Raw genomic sequence first — 15,310 nt, 5'->3', positions numbered from 1 at the left:
GAACGGCGATCATCACAGTTGCGGGTCTTTTGAATTCTTTCGAGCTCACGGGTAAAAAATCAAGCGATGTTAAAGTTGTAATTTGCGGAGCAGGCGCCGCTGGAATTGCAATTGCAGAACTCATTCAACATATAGGAATCAAAAAGGAACAAGTCTTTCTTGTTGATACCAAAGGTGTGATTCATCATCATAGAAATGATTTGAATGAATCCAAAAAGAGATATGTTCAAAAAACGGATGCGAAAACTCTTAGAGACGTGATGGACGGCTCCGATATTTTTATCGGTGTTTCCGTTGAGAATATGGTGGACGAGGATATGGTTCGTTCCATGGCAACAAATCCCGTAATCTTCGCATTAGCAAATCCTGATCCAGAAATTCCTTATCAAACTGCGAAAGCGGTTCGCTCCGACTTAATTATGGGAACGGGGAGAAGCGATAATCCGAATCAAGTGAACAACGTATTGGGTTTTCCATTTATCTTTAGAGGTGCTCTCGACGTAAGAGCTCGTAATATTACCCTGGAGATGAAACTTGCCGCGGCTCGTGCATTGGCGGAATTGGCTCGCCTTGACGTTCCCGACGAAGTAAGTAAGGCTTATAGTGGGGAGAAATTTACATTTGGACCCGAATATCTGATTCCGAAACCGTTCGATAAACGAGTTTTATTTCATGTGGCTCCCGCAGTTGCCGAGGCCGCGGTTGCAAGTGGTTCCTCTCGAATTCCTTATCCGGGGAGAAAAAAATATCTCGGATTTCTCGAAGGAATTATCAGAGTTTAACATTAAACAACTCAAAAACGACTCTTACATAAATCGGATTTTGAATATGTATAAACTGTATTAGTTTCCGCATTCGGGAATGAAGGCGAATGTTTTGCGGTAGACAAAAAGCGTGGAATAGTTTCTACAATTGAAATGTTGTCATTAAGGTATGAGTTGCGTTGAAAATATGTTACTAACGGAACGGCTGGTGTAAATTCACGATCGAGTAACTCCTACTTTCGGGAAAAGATTCTGAGTTCGTCTGAAAAAAATTCCGATAATCATAAAAATTGAATTCTTTTCCAAATAATTATTGAATCGCGGCGGAATGGTTGCCCGACCTTCTTCAAGAATGAAAAATCCGGTTTTAAGACAAACAGTAATAGACTTTTCTAATTTCCTACACTCTCTTGATGGTATATCCTTTGGGGTCTTGGTGGATTATGTCCAAATCTGAAAATCAAATACCTACTCCCGAAACCTTCACTTTAAGTTCGGAGGATACTCAGGATATGATTGGGGATCAGGAACTCAAAGTTCTGATGCTTCAATTCAATCCGGGAGCATTCAAGGATATTGATTTGATCGAAAAGGGAGTGGAAAATTATTTCTTATTCAATCAATCTCCGTTTGCTCTTACGAAAGTCGAACAACTTCAACATCTTAAATTGCACGATCTTAAATTTTTAGAAGAACGGAAAGGAATTCAATTTTATCAGTTCCTTCACTTTCAAAAAGAGGTCAGGGAACTTCAAATCGCAGACGTGATTATTCGTCCAGCTTCTTTAAAGGCTGAGCAGATCGTAAAAGTAAAACGAGGTTGTCTTCTTCAAAGTGTAGCGGCAGTTCTTGAAATGTTATATGCACGAGATCAGTTTATTCTGAACGCTTCTAAAAATACAGAGATTGAAGACTGGGTTCATCAGAATTATCTAAATGTAGACGATAAAGGAATACAGATCAATTTGTCGGATTCTAAATTTTTAGAAAAGTCCATGCAAAATTTAGAATCTCTTTCTTTGGAATTTCTTCTCAGTCGTTTGCAAGTTCGTGGCGATTTATTCAGCAATATCTTTCAAGTGTTAAATCAAAAACCCGGGGAGATATTAAATCAACTTTCTATTATCAAGGTAGAACCGGAAGTTTTACAGGCAATTGAAAAAAGAGGGTCAAGGACTCCTCTGTTGCAACTGCATCCCCGTTTTCATTTGTTTCAACCTTCTCTGGACGAACTTTTGAGTTTTAGACATGCTTCCAAAGAAAAAAGAGAAGAAGGAAAGTTTACGGAATTGGAGATCATATTCGATTTGTTTACCGTGATCGCCCGCAAAATACTTCTCCAAGTTCTCCCGGGAGAAGAATCTTCCTGGATCGAATTGACCGGAAATGTTCAAGCAGAAAGATACTTGCAGGAGTTAAAAAAACATCCTGCGTTTACATCCGGAAAAAGTTGGATGGGGGGAGGAGATTTTATCAAATCTTACGAAGTGTTACTACAGACTGTAAGAGCTCTTGAACACCTTAAAAAAGAGTCTTTGATTAATCTAATCACGACTGAAAATCTATTTCGTTTTAAAGAATCCAAAGAATTGGTACATTTCGATCTTTCCAATTTTGAAGTGGATGATGGCGCGATTAAAAGTGTCGGAATGAGCAGAACCGAATTGTTCCGCGAAGTTTTGGAACGAATTCGCGTTAGGGAAGACTTCTTGAAAAAGGAAAGGAAAAATGCGAATGGGGAAACAATCGGACTTACGATTTTGTCGAAAAGTATGATTATTCGCGCTTTTGTGGAGATTCGTTCGAGAAGAACTTCGGTTCATAATTTGATTCGTCAAAACGGATATTCCCGCGGGATATATGAATTTTTAAAGGAAGTTTCCGACGTAAAAGACGGGCAGATTGCCGTCGACGAACAGATCCGTTTGAGTAAGGCGATTGCCGAATGGGAAGAAGATACCGAAAAAGAGAGAATTCGCTCCGAAAGGGCTTCCAAGTCGATCTTAGAAAGAATCATCGAATTTATTCTAAGTTTATTCGGAATCAAATTTTCTCCCAAAGAACGGGAAGTTACAAACAAAGGTCAAGTTAAAAGGGATTTTAAAAATGCAGAAATTGATCCTACTTCCCATGAGCCCTCTAAACCGAAAAAGAAAAAATCTCTCGGCGTAATCGTTGGACCTAAAGAAAAAGAAATGCTCATTCCAGCCCGCGTTCAGAAGGCGATCGACTATGTGGATCGCAAAAATAACGGACTGATTTGGTTGGATGAAGTTGTTGCTGCCATATCTTCACCGGAATTCGGAAAAGACAAAGTGGCCGACCTTATATACTATGACCAAAAGCGGAGATATCTGGAAATCCGAACGATGAATCAGGTAAGACATGTTTTTATACGGAGAGAATTGGAGTCCGATCCGGCGTGGATCCAAACTACTTTGGATTATATGGACAATGTTTCTGCTAAAAAACCGGAGTTTTCCGCGCTTGCGGATACTCTGAGAAAATTTCAGAGCGAATAAGCATTTAAGTATATTTTAATCTTATTTAATATTGATCTTTCGTTTGAGAGGTCTTGTGCTTCAATTAAATTGTGATTTTTCGGAGGATTCATGAAAACTAGAATCGAAACGGATTCAATGGGTGAAATCGCGGTGGATGATTCCAAATATTGGGGTGCGCAAACCGAGCGTTCCTTACATCATTTTCATATAGGAAATGATCGATTTCCAAGAGAAATGATTCGTGCTTTGGGGATTTTAAAAAAATCGGCCGCGATCGTAAACGCAGAACTTGGTCTTCTCACTGAAGATAAAAAGAAACTCATCGTTCAAGCCGCAGACGAAGTGATCTCCGGTAAGTTGGACGAACACTTTCCTCTTTCCGTTTGGCAAACCGGTTCCGGAACTCAAACGAACATGAATTCTAACGAGGTTATTTCGAATCGTGCCATCGAAATCGCTGGCGGAGTGAAGGGTTCTAAAAAACCGATTCATCCAAATGATGATGTGAATAAGGCTCAATCCTCGAACGATACTTTTCCTACCGCGATGCACATTGCTGTCGCAGAACAGTTGAATCAAAAATTGATTCCCGCATTGGGTCAACTCAAAGATACGCTCGAAAAGAAGGCGGACGAATTTAAGAATATTATAAAAATTGGAAGAACTCATCTTCAGGATGCGACTCCTTTGACTTTAGGTCAGGAGTTTTCCGGTTATGTTCAACAATTGAAATACAATATTGCAAGAGTGAAAGCGGTTTTGTCGGCGGTTTACAGGATTGCATTGGGTGGAACAGCGGTAGGTACCGGACTCAACACACACCCTCAGTTTGCCGTTAAAGCGGCGGCTCAGATAGCTAAAGAAACCGGGCTTCCTTTTATAAGCGCGGAAAATAAATTCGAAGCTCTTGCTGCTCATGATTCTCTTGTGGAGGTGAGCGGGGTCTTGAAAACGATTGCGGCTTCTTTGATGAAAATTGCGAACGATATACGTTGGCTTTCTTCCGGTCCTCGTTGTGGGATTGGTGAAATAAGTATTCCGGAAAACGAACCTGGTTCTTCCATCATGCCTGGGAAAGTGAACCCGACTCAATCGGAGCAGATGACAATGGTATCCGCACAAGTGATTGCAAATGATGTCGCAGTCAATATTGGCGGCGCTTCCGGGAACTTTGAATTGAATGTTTTTAAACCGTTGATTATTCACAACGTTTTGAATTCTATTCGATTACTTTCCGATTCTTGTGTTTCTTTTGAGGAACACTGCGCGCGTGGTATTACTCCGAACAAAGAGAAACTCGACGAACACTTAAATAATTCTTTGATGCTCGTGACAGCATTGAATCCGCATATCGGTTATGACAACGCGGCTAAGATCGCAAAAAATGCGCATAAAAAAGGATCGACTCTAAAAGAATCCGGAATCGAACTGGGCCTTTTGACAAACGAACAATTCGATCAATGGGTTCTTCCCGAAAAAATGATTTATCCTTCTGTGGATTAAATTGGTCGGGAACTTTGCGGTCCCTTTTAAAAAACTTTGCAATTAAGTTTAATTATTTTTGTATTATAATTTACTAATGCATATGAATGCCTCTGTTTAATTGTATTTCGATTTTTTGGATTGTATTTGCAGGTTCCGAGAAGATTTGATCTTATTCAATTCAAGTCTAATTCGTAAGCGAATTCCGTTTAATTTACAGCACGTCCCAAAAATCGCGGAGTTTACTGCTTTATCAGAAAGATCAAGCTGGTAACTAAGGCGTCTCGCTTCTATTGGCGCTGGGCAGATTCTTACAATCTACTGCCTCAAAATCTCGGAACTCCTATATTTTATTACCAACTTACCAAATGATTGTAACGGATTTCTTTTAAGGTTTTGGGACTATAAGAAACAAGACGGTTGAGCTATTCCAAAAGATCATTTTATGTGAGAATTTTTTCATAAAATTTTACGGTTCTTATATTTCGAATCGGGAGATAATTCCTTTAAGTAGGATCCAGATAAAATTTAATTCCTCAAATAATATCCTGAATTTTTAAATCCAAAGGAAGAGTTTCGTTTTGAAAATCCGATAGAATTTTGGCGATCTGATCATCGATGACTCTGTCGTTTAATTTTTCCGAGCCGTTTATGCCTATGCTTATTGTGTATGATCTTTGTAGGGATTATTCCGTAAATTAGGTTACTACTCGAATGCATGAGAAGAGTATTATATTGTGCTTTTTGCAAAGCTTGGGACGTAAAATCTATTTCAAAACGGCCAAGAATTTCGGACCCGATGTAATTTTATGAGGACTTTACATTTTTGCAAAAATTAAGCATTAATTTTTAGTACCATTTTCATACATCTGAGTAGTAAGTCCGTTTTGTTAAGCGAATTTTTTTATTTCGACACAGTTCCTTCCATTTCAGTCTTTTGGGGATCATACCTACAGTGATTCCATTAGACGAAAAAGAAAAAATCGTAACGAAATTTTTTTCATGAAGATCTTTTTCTTACTCTTTTGAACATTTGCTTTTATAGATTTTTGTTCTGCCATTTTAGACTTTCCAGGTTAACTTTTCAATTTTGCTTTTAGGCGGCTGGTTTTCTTGTATCTTGATTTTATATTTGTGGATTGTTCGGAATTTCTTTTTTGGAACGTAGAATTTCCCTATACCAATTTATGAAGTTTTGAAGAGAATCCGGATCTAACTTTTCCGATTTTCTTTCCGCCTCCTTATCTTCTCGGTAAGTAGAACGGATCGTTTCGATCGGGAACTTCCAGGATTCTTCGATTGCCTTTATATAACGTAAGGTGTTACGAGTCCCTTTGATGACGTCTGCAAGGTGTTCACGATAAAGAGAAGTGGTATGTTCCAAATGGTCCTCACGAGAGTTTTGGGAATATTTAAACTCTATGTCTTTGAGATTGAGTTGTGATTCGATGATGATTTGTTTCAATCTTTGAGAAAGCCTTCTTCCTCTTTTCCAAAATTTTCCTTCGTGAACAACTTCTCTGTTTACAATAGATCTTTTGATTTTTTCGGAGTTCATAATTTTACATCGTTGCTTTAGGTTCTTCAGGTGTCGTATTACCTGTGTCGCTCGAGTTAAGGGAACGAATCTCATTTGAAAGAAGAATTAGGGGCTTGAAATTTTCGATCAGACATTCCTCGCAAAGATCGGTTTGACGCATTGATTCCTTTTGGTTACATTGAATACATAAGTTGGTCGTCATAATAAAGTCTCCTTAATAATTTTTAGTTTGAATTATTCGCCGAATTCTTCTTCCAAGATATACTCAAGAATACTAATAAACTCTTTGATTTTGTTCGGTTTTCTTTTGCAGATTTGGACGATGTCGTTTTTTACAAGAAAAAGAAAGGTAATCTCTTTATCTTGCATTTCGGTATGATCGTTCCATTTCCAATCGAACGTCGTAAATTGTTCTCTTACATATTCGGCGATTTGAATGATCGCTTTTTTCTCTATTTCAGAAAGAACAATCGGGCACAAATTATCCCTGCTTAGGACGGGATTTTTATCGGTAATTTTAGTGATGTTATGACGTTTCATAATGAAATTCTCCTGTTTTTTCGTTTACCATATAAATGCGTTGAGGGAATAGTGCGATATATGATATTCCATTTTTTGAATGTTCTTATGATTTCTGCATAAGATTAGTGCCCGTTTAAACTTTTCGAAAGGTGAACACAGTTCATTTCCACTTTCTTGGCGAACTTAGAAAAGATCTTCGTTTCTAATGTGATACAAATGAAATCCTTGCATTCGTTTCTGTTCATGATGCTCATTGAGTCTCCTTTTTGTGATTGCGATTTCATTTCCATTTGCGAGTTTTGGTCGTGCAAAAGACCAAGCTCCATTTTGAAATCGACGTTGGTCTTGATGAGTTTCACCTCGTGTCAAATGACCATACGTCTAAAATGTATTTTTGTCAATGATTTAATACGTCTAAAATGTATAAAAAATTTTCAGATCGCTTAAAAAGACTTATTGAAACTTTAGGATTTTCTCAGGCCGAATTTGCAAGGTCTATCGATCTTAAACCTGCATTTATTAGTGATCTTATTAATGAAAGGGCAAAGAGCTTCTCACAAGAATCCTTGCTGCGCCTTCGAATCGTGCATAATGTAAATCCTCTTTGGCTCATTGCAGGTGAAGGTGAAATGCTAATCACTGAAATTGAGATGAAAACTGATTTTGATACGGATCGCTATCGGACCATTCTTAGAAAGATTCGAACTCGTCCGCAGATTGAAGTCTTGTTGGAAAGCCTTTTGGAAGTTCCGGATTCGGAATTGGAAGCTCTTGGCCTTGTTATAGAAAAATTTCGAAAGAAAAAGTGATTATTTTTTTTCCAGAGATTCGAATATAAAATTTACGATTTCTTGTGAGTAAGTGTGTCTAAGGATCTGAATCGGTTCCGGAGAAATTTGAAAGTCATACTCCAATTTTTTTAGAGTCCTTTCCACTTTCCAGTAAAGAGTTTCACGTAGGTTTTCCATAGTCTCCAAATTTTTACTCCAACAAGTAAGCTATATGTATGTTTAGTATATTTTTACCCCTGACAAAATCCATCCTAATTCCAAAAATGTGACTCTTTTTTGTCCGAGTTCATGTTCATTTTCAAATTCATTTCGAATTCAAGATCTTAATGACTTTGAATGACTATAATTTCTATATGTCTCATTACTGAAAGTATGTTTGCTCGATAATAAAATTACATAGAGAGAAACTATCTCAAAAATATCTTAGAATAATTTGAATTGGTGTTTTGAACAAAGATACAATATTTTTGAGATAGTTTCTGGTCTGTTTGTAATTCAGACTTTTTATATAATCCTTAAGAATTTTCATTTCACTTTAAAGTGTCATTTCGAAAAGTTATGAGTTGTTTTTAAAATCAAAACCTGCCCAGCCTAATAGAAGCGAGACACCTTAGTTACCAGCTTGATCTTTCTGACAAAGCGAAAAAACTCAGCGGGTTTTGGGACGCGCTGTAAGTCAGATCAAGAAGAAATGATTTTATTTTAAACATGAGTTCGGCCTAAGGAGAGAGTAAAAGTCGTAAATTGTCTTTGGATCTCAAATTCAAAGAAGTTTTTTTTAGAAAAAAGGAAGATGCAACTAAACCGTTTGATAGATTAACGACCCAATTGAAAAAACTCCGATTCTAGTATATTGAATCTGGCATATATTTCTAAGTTCATCATTTACCGATTCAACGATTGTTCTTTTTTTATTTTATCGATAAGAACATTAATTTATTCTTCATATTCTTTTTTAATTTTGTAATGAGCTGAATCTCTTTTTCATGAAGACTTTCAAATAAAGATTGAATGATGTGACCAACTCAATTAACGCTATTTTATATAGGGAGTTGAATTCTATTTGTAGAAAGTTAAGTGCTAATGCGTAAACTGGTTTTTTAGTATTGCGCGCAAATACGTTTTCGAAGATTGGAATTTCTTTCTAACCTGGAATTTGAAATGATTCAGATCACAATAATTTGTAGGTTTTTTATTCCTAGTTTAAATATATATGAAATTAATAATCGAAGAAGACATGAAGCAGATTAGATATTTTTATCCCTGATACCGTAATTGATTAAAACAGTATCAGGGACATTTATTTGGGATTATTGTTGTGGAGCAGAAGTCGCAAAACGGAAAGTGACCCTTCTGTTTCTAGCGTCTTTAGCATCGAGTCCGGAAACAGGTTCTGAGGAGCCGGCACCTTTCGCAATAATACGGTTTGCGGGGATTCCTTGTTTGATCAAAGCCTGTTTAACGGCATTTGCACGAAGTTCGGAATAGAAAATATTTCCCTTTTTAGCTCCTTCAGCTTGCTCGGGTCCGACGGCATCGGTGTGTCCGGTAATTTCAAGAGCGTAGCTATCGGGAAGTTTTCCAAGACCTTCTTTAAGCACTGGAACGTTTACCTTAGACCATCCACTGAAATCACCCGGATTGACATCTGCTTTTTTATAGCTGAATCCCGGGCGAGTTATTCCATCAGGATATCTAAAGTTTTTCAATTTTTCGTTTAAGGAATCGGCAATCGCTTCCGGAGAGTTAACGTCGACACTTCTATTTGCAGCAGCGGATTGCTCTTGGGCTGACGGCTCAGGAGCTGCAGATTCTTCTTTTTTTTCAGCAGAGGAGCAAAGAGTGAATGAAAATGCAATTGCACCGAGCAGAATCAGATTCAAAATTTTTTTGACCATGTTTCTTTTCCTTCCTTAGAATCTTAAGGGGTTTTGGTTTCAATGTGTCACACTAAGGTTTAGGAAGTAAAATGGAAACTTTTTTTTTAGAATGCTAAAAACGTGTGGAGTAAAAATCTGGAATCCTTTTTCATTTTCAATGAACTTAGAACTGAAAGCAGAAGTATTGGAAGAATTTTCCGGAAATCGATTGGATCGATTTTTAAAATTTTCTTTTGGGGATGAAATGTCCCGAGCCACGATTCAAAAATGGATTGAATGCGGGTATGTTTGCAATCAAGACCGAAAAATTTGCGATAAAAGTTCCTGGAAAGTAAAAGCAGGGGAACAATATTTTCTCTCTATCCCTCCAAGGCCCCCTCTCAATTTGGAACCGATTCCGATGACATTACCTGTCGTCTTAGAAAGAGAAGATTATCTCATCATTCATAAGCCGCCCGGAATTGCAAGTCATAGCGGACCGGGAGATCGTTCTCCAAGTTTGGTCAACGGGCTTCTTCATCATTTCAAAGAATTGTCAAAGGTCGGAGGAGAAGCGAGGCCGGGAATCGTCCATAGATTGGATAAGCCCACGGAGGGATTGATGCTCATCGCTAAAAACGATCGGGCACACGGAAAACTTTCCGAACTTTTCAGAAAAAGAGAAATCGAAAAAAAATATTATGCTTGGATTCAAGGACATCTTCCCGCAGAGACAGGCACGATTGATCTTCCGATTGCGAGGCATCCAATCGAAAGGTTAAAAATGACCGTTTCTCCTAAAGGAAGGAAATCTGTAACTCATTACAAAGTTCTAAAGTATGTCAATTCCCGTTCCGGAAGAAAATTCAGTTTTGTCGAAGTGGGTTTGGAAACGGGAAGGACTCATCAAATCAGAATTCATTTTCAAAGCCAGAGATGTCCGGTTGTCGGAGATTTATTGTATTCAAGGACCGGTTCCCAGTTTGAATCGTACGGATTGCAACTTTTATCTTATTATCTTAAATTTAAAGACCCGTTTACGGGGGAGATGATCGAAGCGACTCTTGCGCTCAGTGAAAGGTTTCTTAGATTTGAGAAGAATGCTCCACTGTTCTGACTCGGATCAAACTTTGGTCCTTACGATCGGAAAGAACCGGGAAATTCTCCCTATAATCCAGAATCGATCTTTTACGAGCATTGTAGAATAGAACGGTTTCTATTCCTTCGCCGACGTCTATAAAATCTCCATTAGGTGCTACAGCGAGAGAATGGCCGTTATGATGAATACTTTTATTATGCCCGGCGATTCCGATCCGATTGATTCCAAAAACGTAAGCCTGATTTTCGATCGCCCTTGTTTTTAGGATCAATTCCCAGTGATGGATTCTCGGAGTCGGCCAGTTTGCGTGAACGGTAAAAATATCCGTTTCTCCCGCAAGTCTTCGAAAAATTTCCGGAAAACGGATATCGTAGCAGATAAAAGGGGTAATCCTAAAACCGTTGAGATCATAACTGACGATTTCCGAACCGGAACTGTAATGTCGATCTTCACCTCCGAAAGTAAATGGATGAATTTTAGAGTAACGTAATATGATTTCTCCTTTGGGACTTACAACACTTACCGTATTAAAAGGCTTTCCTTTCGGGTTTTTTTGAATCCAACCGCCGCAGATCGTTGCTTTGGTGCCTTTGGCTATTTTTTTTAAGAACGTTTCGGTCGGACCTTCGTCCGGTTCCGCGATTCTTTCCGACCTCATCGTAAATCCGGTCGCAAAAGTTTCCGGAAGCAAAATCAAATCAGGATTTTCGTCCGTCTGTTTTTCAAGGGCGGAATGGATAAGTTCGCGAACGTGTTCGTAGTTTGTTTTCTGGTTTTCCCAGGAAAGATCACATTGTACAAGAGCAATATTCAGTTCACCTAGGTTCAATTTTGTTTTTCCTCCTCGAACAATTTCATATCGTCTTCATTCTTCCGAAGGAACGTTTCGGATTGATTCTTTCGAACAAAAGGTTTTTTCGAAACTCGATGGTATTTCGGGCGGATCGTAATTTCGATAAAACCCAGATTCTCCGGGCTTGAAAGAGCATGCCCGAAGGCGCTCAAAATTTCGGAAACGTTCAAATAAGAAGCCGGATCGGAATCCTTTTCGAAATCCAAAAAGTCATAAAACTCGGTATCCGAAATATCTGGATTGATGCTCATAAATTTGACTCCCGATTTTCGAGTTTCTTCGAATAAATTTAATCCGAAGTGCCTAAGTCCGGCCTTAGTCCCGGCGTAAGCCGCTCCCCGAGCTGATTCTTTCAATGCCGCGATCGAGTGAATTTGAATGATCCAACCTCCATTTTTTTTTAGATCTCTTAAAAATAATTTAGTGATTAGAATCGGAGAGACAAAATTGACGGTGAGCATTTTTTCCAATTCTTCGAAAGGGATTTCTTCATGAGGAGAAAAATTTCCAAAGCCGGCATTGTTTACTAAGATTTTCAAGGGAGGTTCTTCCTTGAGAATATTTGACAATCGAAGTCTGATTTCTTTCGTATCAGAAAGATCAAGTACAACGTGGCGATACAAAGGAGAATTTTCCAAAAGAGTGGATTTTGGCTTCGTTCTGGAAATCCCGATTACTTTATAACCTTCGGAAATTAAAAATTCTGAAATCGCTTTTCCGATTCCTTTGGAAGAACCTGTGACGATCGCCAACAAGTTGTTTGGTTCTGAATTCGTTTTCATTTGTATTCCGTTTGGTCGGCGACGAGTCTGTGGATTTTTTCTCGAGGGACAAATGTTTCCAATTCTTTTTCAAGGACTGTAAACATTTCTTTTTCTAATACTTCCGAATACGATTTTATTCCCCCGCGAGTATTCATCGGAAGGTAAAACAAATAAGAATCCGGTCTACGCTTTTTGGAATTCTTAAAATAGTCCGAATTCATCCGAAATATACCCAGACTGATATCTCTCAGTTTTTCTCCCGGAATTTCTTCGAAAATTTTCCGAACGAATTCTGAATAAACGGATTTCCAATTCGGGACGTTTAAGATTGGATCGAAACAAAGTCGGACCTGCCAACCCGCATTTAAAGCGCCTTTAATATTTTTCAATCGGGAGGAAAGTTTCGGAGTCAGAGGTTCATGTTCCCCGATCACGGAATCCGGCGAAAGAGTCCAAGCAAGAATGGTATTCGAAGTCGGCTTAAGATCGGCGATGGATTTGAAATTGGCGCTTTTGGTTCTGATTTCGACGATCAAGTCGGGATTGGAACCCGCGAACAAAATCCATTCTTTACAATACCCTAATATATTTTCCAGGGCCAAAAGATCCGTATCGTAAGAAATACAAAGATAAAGGGATTTGGAAAGTTTAAGTTGTTCCTGGGTTTTTTGGATATATTCTTCATTGTTTACAAAAACCACGATATTAGCCGAAGGATACATTCCTTGAAGATAACAATAGGAACAATTGTAGAGGCAGTTTAGTACAAGGGCGTTATAATAGAAGAATTGATATCCGAAGTCCGGAGCAATTCCCGAGCCCGGATATAAGAATTGTTCTTTTCGTTTTGCTAATATAAGTTTCGGGCTTCGTTTCTGAGTTTGGAAACTTTGAGCTGAAGGATTGAATACTTCCTTGTAAGAATCGATTGCGATCGTGTACGATTCGGGAAACTTGGAAAGAATTTCAGAAGTTTTAGGATGGTACTTCGCGGATTCTTCCACGTAGATATGAGAGAATCTTTTAGGACTGATAAAATTGTTTGAGTGCATATAGTCCTTTCCTTCCTTCTTCTCTTGTTTTAACTCCGGCTTCTTTCAAGTTTAGAGTTCCATTTGCGTTTTTCAAAATGTTAAGACCTTGTTCGGAAGAATTTCCGGTCCGAATTTTATAACCGATCATCCAATCTTTCAGTTGGATCCTTTCGGTTTCCGATAAACGTAAAAATTCGGCTATGAATAAAAAGGCGGTAGTTTCGTTTTGTTGAAGTTCGACTTCGTTTCCTTTTGAAACCGGGATAGACAAAATCGAAAGGATATTCGGAAGAGCTTCTTTAATTCTAAGGGAAATCGTGCTGGGGATTCCGATTTCTTTTTCGGATTCCAATTTCGTAAAATGATCCGAAATCGTTTTGACGATTCGAATTTTATCCGAAGAAAAGAATTTTCTCGAAGCCTGGAAAAAACCGAAAGCTTCCATGTCGACTAATGTGTTCGGAAATTCGGAAATTTCGTTTCGAAATACGGGTTTATCGACCGTCAATAAAACCGACTCGGGAATCGGAGATTTAAAAAGAATATCCGGATAAACGCTCTTAGACGATCCTTCGTCTTTGATTTTATGGATTAAAAACGATTCTCCGATTTTGGAGGATTTTTTCGGGGCGCCGCAGATTCCGAAGTTCAAAATCCAGGATGAGTCCGTCACCGAATTCTTGAATTCGTTTAACAAAAATGCAACAGACATCGCCGAAAAAATTTTGCCTGTTCCGGAAACGATTAAGATATATTTTTCGTTTCGATAGATCGGAAAAGGGGTTTTATCCCGGAGAATTTTCAAACCCAACGTTTCGATCAAAGGTTTTGCTTCCGGGAAAAGTGCGACGGAAATAAAAATCATCTTTCTTTCTTGATATCCGGGCCTTGAATTGGGGACAAGAGAGAAATCGTCTTTGAGGAAGGAAAAGGAGCCTTTTATGGATCTGATTGAAAAAGTAAAAAAGGAATTTTGGCCGAAGTTAAAGTCCGTAATGTTCAAGATTCCGTTTACGGGGGATCTTGTGGCACTTTATTATTCCATGATGGATCCGGAAACTCCACTTAGAACTAAACTCATTATCGCGGGTGCACTTGCTTATTTTATTTTTCCTTTGGATGCTGTTCCGGATTTTATTCCGGGTGCGGGATTTCTGGATGACGCGGGAGTCATTGCAGCGGTACTAGCAAGTGTACAATCGGCGATTCGAGAAGAACATAGGGAAATGGCTCGGAAATTTTTGGAGAAAAAATGAATTTAGACAACGAAATCAAAATTAGATATGAACACTTCCTGAACTTTGTTCCGAAAGTAATGGAATTTTTGACGATAACCCAAAGAGAGGCGGATCTCGACATCACTTACAAAGGAGAGATCGATCTTGTTACCAAAGCGGACAAAGGCTCCGAGGAAAGGATCATCGACGAAATCGAAAAAATGTTTCCTTTGGATAGTATTTTAGGAGAAGAAGGAACCGATAAAAAGGGAAGTTCCGTATTTAAATGGATCATTGATCCTCTTGATGGAACTGTCAATTATTCTCATCGACTTCCTTTGTATTGCGCTTGTATCGGTTTGGAGAATCAGGAAAGTAAGGAAGTTGTGATGGGAATTGTTCCTTTTCCTGCAATGAATGAGATTTATCACGCACGTAAAGGTCAAGGTGCGTTTAAAAATCAAAAACCGATTTCCGTTTCAAAAACGAAAAATCTGAAACAATCTTTGCTTTGTACGGGTTTCCCGTACGATCACGAAAAGAAAATTGATCGACTTACGTTTTTTCATAAGAACTTTTTATTGGAGGCGAGAGGAGTTCGAAGGATCGGAGCGGCTGGACTTGATCTTTGTTGGGTTGCTGAAGGGCGTTTTGATGCGTTTTGGGAAGAAGATTTAAAACCTTGGGACATGGCCGCCTCATCCGTGATACTCGCCGAAGCGGGCGGAAGGATGTCGACTTATGATGGTGATGCGTTTTCTTCCTATGTTCCGAATCTGATTGCAAGCAATGGATTTCTTCACGAAAAGATGGTGGAAAGAATGGGGGATTATCTGAACGACTTGAGTTAGGGTTATTTCAGAAATAAGAATACCATACAA

General features: G+C 38.6%; 16 protein-coding genes and 3 pseudogenes (1 of these 19 running past the window's edge). 7 read left to right on the top strand and 12 right to left on the bottom strand.

Annotated features, from left to right (window positions below):
• The 3 genes from CLV95_RS04650 to fumC form a co-directional block, all read left to right on the top strand.
• A protein-coding gene (locus CLV95_RS04650) for a malic enzyme-like NAD(P)-binding protein (protein ID WP_002732711.1) crosses the window boundary here: on the top strand, nucleotides 1-782 show its 3' portion. Its footprint begins 481 nt before the window's first position; the window shows 782 of its 1,263 coding nt (coding positions 482-1,263); the start codon falls outside the window, past its left edge; its stop codon occupies nucleotides 780-782.
• Between the two features lie 425 nt (nucleotides 783-1,207).
• The gene (locus tag CLV95_RS04645) at nucleotides 1,208-3,286 is read left to right on the top strand and encodes a hypothetical protein (protein ID WP_002724426.1); all 2,079 of its coding nucleotides are present in this window, start codon (nucleotides 1,208-1,210) and stop codon (nucleotides 3,284-3,286) included.
• A gap of 90 nt (nucleotides 3,287-3,376) precedes the next feature.
• Entirely contained in the window at nucleotides 3,377-4,771 is a 1,395-nt protein-coding gene (fumC, locus tag CLV95_RS04640) for a class II fumarate hydratase (RefSeq protein WP_002732457.1), read from the top strand.
• Between the two features lie 94 nt (nucleotides 4,772-4,865).
• Here fumC and CLV95_RS20025 read toward each other — a convergent pair.
• From CLV95_RS20025 to CLV95_RS19250, 5 genes and pseudogenes are all read right to left on the bottom strand, one after another.
• Nucleotides 4,866-4,966: pseudogene (locus CLV95_RS20025) on the bottom strand (host-nuclease inhibitor Gam family protein); the annotation flags it as partial.
• Between the two features lie 910 nt (nucleotides 4,967-5,876).
• Nucleotides 5,877-6,308, bottom strand: coding sequence for a hypothetical protein (locus CLV95_RS04630; RefSeq protein ID WP_002732495.1), 432 nt, complete (start codon nucleotides 6,306-6,308; stop codon nucleotides 5,877-5,879).
• Between the two features lie 4 nt (nucleotides 6,309-6,312).
• Nucleotides 6,313-6,492, bottom strand: coding sequence for a hypothetical protein (locus tag CLV95_RS04625; protein WP_002730381.1), 180 nt, complete (start codon nucleotides 6,490-6,492; stop codon nucleotides 6,313-6,315).
• Between the two features lie 32 nt (nucleotides 6,493-6,524).
• Nucleotides 6,525-6,830, bottom strand: a complete 306-nt coding sequence (locus tag CLV95_RS04620) for an LIC13344 family protein (RefSeq protein ID WP_002732603.1) — start codon at nucleotides 6,828-6,830, stop codon at nucleotides 6,525-6,527.
• Nucleotides 6,827-7,102: pseudogene (locus CLV95_RS19250) on the bottom strand (hypothetical protein). Before CLV95_RS19250 ends, CLV95_RS04620 begins: the two are co-directional and overlap by 4 nt.
• A gap of 129 nt (nucleotides 7,103-7,231) precedes the next feature.
• Here CLV95_RS19250 and CLV95_RS04610 point away from each other — a divergent pair.
• Nucleotides 7,232-7,621: a helix-turn-helix domain-containing protein gene (locus tag CLV95_RS04610; protein ID WP_016749370.1), complete on the top strand. Its 390-nt coding sequence runs from the start codon at nucleotides 7,232-7,234 to the stop codon at nucleotides 7,619-7,621.
• Here the strand turns inward: CLV95_RS04610 and CLV95_RS18745 are convergent, their stop codons facing one another.
• From CLV95_RS18745 to loa22, 3 genes and pseudogenes are all read right to left on the bottom strand, one after another.
• Nucleotides 7,622-7,780, bottom strand: a complete 159-nt coding sequence (locus tag CLV95_RS18745; RefSeq protein WP_002737316.1) for a hypothetical protein — start codon at nucleotides 7,778-7,780, stop codon at nucleotides 7,622-7,624.
• 542 nt (nucleotides 7,781-8,322) lie between these two features.
• Nucleotides 8,323-8,625 (bottom strand): annotated as a pseudogene (locus CLV95_RS19245) (transposase); the annotation flags it as partial.
• 288 nt (nucleotides 8,626-8,913) lie between these two features.
• Nucleotides 8,914-9,501, bottom strand: a complete 588-nt coding sequence (loa22, locus tag CLV95_RS04600) for an OmpA family outer membrane lipoprotein Loa22 (protein ID WP_002732641.1) — start codon at nucleotides 9,499-9,501, stop codon at nucleotides 8,914-8,916.
• Between the two features lie 139 nt (nucleotides 9,502-9,640).
• Between loa22 and CLV95_RS04595 the strand changes: the two genes are divergently transcribed.
• A complete protein-coding gene (locus CLV95_RS04595; RefSeq protein WP_026053983.1) occupies nucleotides 9,641-10,579 on the top strand; it encodes an RluA family pseudouridine synthase in 939 nt (312 codons plus the stop codon).
• Here the strand turns inward: CLV95_RS04595 and CLV95_RS04590 are convergent.
• Genes CLV95_RS04590 through CLV95_RS04575 form a run of 4 tightly spaced genes read right to left on the bottom strand, consistent with a single transcriptional unit; the run spans nucleotide 10,548 to nucleotide 14,077 of the window.
• The gene (locus CLV95_RS04590; protein WP_002724484.1) at nucleotides 10,548-11,390 is read right to left on the bottom strand and encodes a carbon-nitrogen family hydrolase; all 843 of its coding nucleotides are present in this window, start codon (nucleotides 11,388-11,390) and stop codon (nucleotides 10,548-10,550) included. The two genes, CLV95_RS04595 and CLV95_RS04590, sit on opposite strands and share 32 nt — an antisense overlap.
• Nucleotides 11,387-12,196: an SDR family NAD(P)-dependent oxidoreductase gene (locus tag CLV95_RS04585; protein ID WP_002724506.1), complete on the bottom strand. Its 810-nt coding sequence runs from the start codon at nucleotides 12,194-12,196 to the stop codon at nucleotides 11,387-11,389. The genes CLV95_RS04590 and CLV95_RS04585 overlap by 4 nt, the downstream gene beginning before the upstream one ends.
• Nucleotides 12,193-13,230 carry an SPL family radical SAM protein gene (locus tag CLV95_RS04580; protein WP_002724401.1) on the bottom strand — a complete coding sequence of 346 codons (1,038 nt, stop codon included), beginning with the start codon at nucleotides 13,228-13,230 and terminating at the stop codon, nucleotides 12,193-12,195. Before CLV95_RS04580 ends, CLV95_RS04585 begins: the two co-directional genes overlap by 4 nt.
• Nucleotides 13,202-14,077 (bottom strand): 5'-methylthioadenosine/S-adenosylhomocysteine nucleosidase family protein, encoded by an 876-nt coding sequence (locus tag CLV95_RS04575; RefSeq protein ID WP_002732551.1) that lies wholly within the window; start codon nucleotides 14,075-14,077, stop codon nucleotides 13,202-13,204. The genes CLV95_RS04580 and CLV95_RS04575 overlap by 29 nt, the downstream gene beginning before the upstream one ends.
• Before the next feature lie 76 nt (nucleotides 14,078-14,153).
• Here CLV95_RS04575 and CLV95_RS04570 point away from each other — a divergent pair, with 76 nt between their 5' ends.
• Nucleotides 14,154-14,468, top strand: coding sequence for a YkvA family protein (locus CLV95_RS04570; protein ID WP_002724384.1), 315 nt, complete (start codon nucleotides 14,154-14,156; stop codon nucleotides 14,466-14,468).
• Entirely contained in the window at nucleotides 14,465-15,280 is an 816-nt protein-coding gene (locus tag CLV95_RS04565; RefSeq protein WP_002732543.1) for an inositol monophosphatase family protein, read from the top strand. Before CLV95_RS04570 ends, CLV95_RS04565 begins: the two co-directional genes overlap by 4 nt.
• Nucleotides 15,281-15,310: the final 30 nt, after the last annotated feature.

It is taken from the genome of Leptospira borgpetersenii serovar Javanica, from assembly GCF_003046425.1.
In the GTDB taxonomy this organism is placed as follows: Bacteria; Spirochaetota; Leptospiria; order Leptospirales; family Leptospiraceae; genus Leptospira; species Leptospira borgpetersenii.
The sequence above is the reverse complement of the archived record's forward strand: the minus strand, read 5'-3'. Positions and strand labels throughout refer to the sequence as shown.